Consider the following 3,014-nt stretch of genomic DNA (forward strand, 5'->3'; position numbering starts at 1 on the left):
ATAAAATAATTAAACTAATAATTTATGACTATATAGCAAGTACTTGTATTCTTTTCCAGCAATTTCCACAAACTTTTCGGTAGCATTATTAACCCAGCCAAAATGTTCAAAAAATTGTCGTGCATTTTCATCTCCATCAATGCACCACAGATAGATCTTGCCGTAACCCATCTTTTTCAATTCATTTTCGGCAGCATTAAGCAAAGTTTTTCCGATATTAAAACCTTGGAAATCTGGTTCAACATATAAAGCCATTAATTCGCCGCACCCTAGCATGCGAGTATCACGCGGGCGACCATAGCTCACCGCAGCACGAATTTTATTGTCATCATCAATAAAAATTAAATTGTGACGGCCACTTTCATTCAACCGTTTAATCCATGCATTTTCAGGAATATTATCTAAAAATACATCTGGCAATATATCTTTATATGTATTTTGCCAACATTTTTGAAAAAGTCGACTTGTTTCTTTTGCTTCATCTTCAGAAATTAGTGGTTTAATAATCATTTTCTACTTCTTTGTAAGAACAGTTACAGCTTCAACATGCAGTGACCCGTGTCTGGCAATTGCACATTAGGTACAAATTGCGCCCTGTCGCAATAGGGAATGTCTACTAAATAGTAGCACATATATCTACACGACTCAAAAATGCTAATAGATCTAGATTGTGTAGATGATTAGCAGATCAAAATTATATAGCCATCTGTGGTAACAGAAGATCCACAATGGTTAGTAGACAAACGTTTGCGGAAACCTGAACTATAAATATCAAAGCAATCATCCAATTATGACATAGTCACCTTTGCGAGAAGTTTTATGGGCGGTGTCTGTTCCCTCGAGATGAGGTGGTTCCAATGAGCTATTCTTCAGAAAGGATTACGGCCCGTGAGCGTCTACCAGACACTCATGCTAGCGTTAGCATTTGCGACTTTCATCGTTGCATTACTAACCTTTATTTTCACATTCTGTGCATAATAAAAAGTAACTAAGCCACCGCCTTTAAAGCGGCTCGCTTTTTTGTCTACATTCATATTTTACCATCAGTGATTACTAGTGGCGAATTACAGATCCTTAAACTGCACATTTCCATTTGGAAATAATGCATTAAGTACTGTTGACTCATGAGCTGATGTTATTTCAAAAATAAAACTATGCAGATTTCTTTTAGTAATTTGACCGTTAAATTGTCGGAACTCCAGAATAAAGCCCTTGTAATTTGATAAATAATTGTTGCTCTTCATCAAACGGTCGTACCTTGTTTTGGTTATTTCTTTATCCTCAGCATTAATAAAACTTTGTAATGCCCTAGCTACAGTAACCCCTTGCTGTATATCGTTTTCCTCTAATATTTATAACTTATTTTTAAAGCTTAAAATATATTTCACTCTATCTTGGAGTTCGTTGAGTGTTATATCTTTTATTAGTTGTATAGTTTCCATCACTTATACCTCCCCATCACAATGTCCTTAACTTCCTGCAAGTAATCGTCATAGTAATTATGGCGGCGTTCTCCGAAAGGTTTAGCTAATCAGCGACGGCCAATGGTGCAACTTGCCCACCAACCATCAAGGCTAAAATCACGACAGTCATTATTATCACTTTAATGTATTTTTGCATGGTGCGTCACCTCATCGAATGAATACTAATCTCTATTGTTATTTTACACCTCTTTATATCACGAAAAATCACCATCTTTTAACGCTACATGGAGTTCACGTTCAAAAATGGTGAAGTAATTAGAGTTAATATGTGAATTTTATGGTGTACGGCACTCAGCTATTTTGGCTGGGTGCTATTTTAAACATTCTGATCTTTATTAAACTTAATTTACAGTAAGTTCGTGTTACTTAATAGTAATGAGCAGTTAAAACATTCTTAAATTTATTAAGTATCTTTGGTTTATCAATGGTTATCCCTAATTTTTGTAAAATAAAGATTCTAACCATAAAGCCGAATATTTTTGTCATCTGCACTAACTTATAAGGATTAAATACCGCCATATTTTCTCTATCTCCGTGTGTTAGAAATACCCTTGTGCTTACAAGCTTTCCAATCCAATCATCTGTATTTCCAACGTGTTCAGATAATAGTTCTCTATAGGATTCAGGCAATTCCTCAATAAATTTGTTTATTTTATCCCTCAAAGTAAGACGTTCATTTCTAAAATACGATTCAATGCCTTGTGTATAATTGACAAGATCATTTTCAATTACCGACCTGTAGTTAACCGTTAACAAATAGTCATCCACCAGTAACTGTAACTCTTTTGAGGAACTTACCCAATTATTTATCACACTGAGCAACTCCGATTGGACATCATTATAGTCATATGAAAAACTGTGCGCTTGAATTATTTAGGGTTGCATACAGCGAATTAAAGTGTTATAGTTAATTAAATTGACATATACGGAAGTTATAAGTATCATTCATCTTTGCTATCTATTATTTTCTTATCCGATTGGACATCATATAGTCATATGAAAAACTGTGCGCTTGAATTATTTAGGGTTGCATACAGCAAATTAAAGTGTTATAGTTAGTTAAATTGACATATACGGAAGTTATAAGTATCATTCATCTTTGCTATCTATTATTTTCTTAGATGTTGATTTAATTTTGTTACTTTGGTTTGATTTCTAGGAGGATATATATATGCAAACTGGTACTGTAAAATGGTTTAATGCTGATAAGGGCTTTGGGTTTATCACTGGTTCATCAGATAATAAAGATGTATTCGTACACTTTTCAGCAATTAAAACTGACGGTTTTAAGAGTCTTGAGGAAGGGCAAAAAGTTAGTTACGATGTTGAACAAGGCAGTCGAGGACCTCAAGCGACTAATGTTGTTCCACAATAATTTGTCTAATATTATGAAGAACTGCTTTTGATAGAGCAGTTCTTTTTTATGGCTCTTCGTCAAGAAGTACTGATAGAAAAATTTGAATAACTTTTCAAACAGCTCGTGTCTGAGATTGGACATGAGCTGTTCTTTTATTCTTCCAGTTGATGGCA

At 34.3% G+C, this 3,014-nt stretch carries 4 protein-coding genes; 2 read left to right on the top strand and 2 right to left on the bottom strand.

Going from position 1 to position 3,014, the window contains the following annotated elements; genetic code table 11:
* Positions 1 to 9: 9 nt before the first annotated feature.
* Positions 10 to 510 (bottom strand): GNAT family N-acetyltransferase, encoded by a 501-nt coding sequence (locus HMPREF0518_RS05345; RefSeq protein ID WP_003626878.1) that lies wholly within the window; start codon positions 508 to 510, stop codon positions 10 to 12.
* Positions 511 to 909: 399 nt separating this feature from the next.
* Here HMPREF0518_RS05345 and HMPREF0518_RS11120 point away from each other — a divergent pair, with 399 nt between their 5' ends.
* The gene (locus HMPREF0518_RS11120; RefSeq protein ID WP_219349973.1) at positions 910 to 978 is read left to right on the top strand and encodes a hypothetical protein; all 69 of its coding nucleotides are present in this window, start codon (positions 910 to 912) and stop codon (positions 976 to 978) included.
* An 872-nt stretch (positions 979 to 1,850) separates the two neighbouring features.
* On the opposite strand, the gene HMPREF0518_RS05355 is transcribed toward HMPREF0518_RS11120, so the two are convergent.
* A complete protein-coding gene (locus tag HMPREF0518_RS05355) occupies positions 1,851 to 2,297 on the bottom strand; it encodes a HEPN domain-containing protein (protein ID WP_003626882.1) in 447 nt (148 codons plus the stop codon).
* 358 nt (positions 2,298 to 2,655) lie between these two features.
* Here HMPREF0518_RS05355 and HMPREF0518_RS05360 point away from each other — a divergent pair, with 358 nt between their 5' ends.
* On the top strand, positions 2,656 to 2,859 hold the full coding sequence (locus HMPREF0518_RS05360; protein ID WP_003626883.1) for a cold-shock protein: 204 nt from the start codon (positions 2,656 to 2,658) through the stop codon (positions 2,857 to 2,859).
* Positions 2,860 to 3,014: the final 155 nt, after the last annotated feature.

The sequence above is a fragment of the Lactobacillus helveticus DSM 20075 = CGMCC 1.1877 genome, assembly GCF_000160855.1.
GTDB classification, from domain to species: domain Bacteria; phylum Bacillota; class Bacilli; order Lactobacillales; family Lactobacillaceae; genus Lactobacillus; species Lactobacillus helveticus.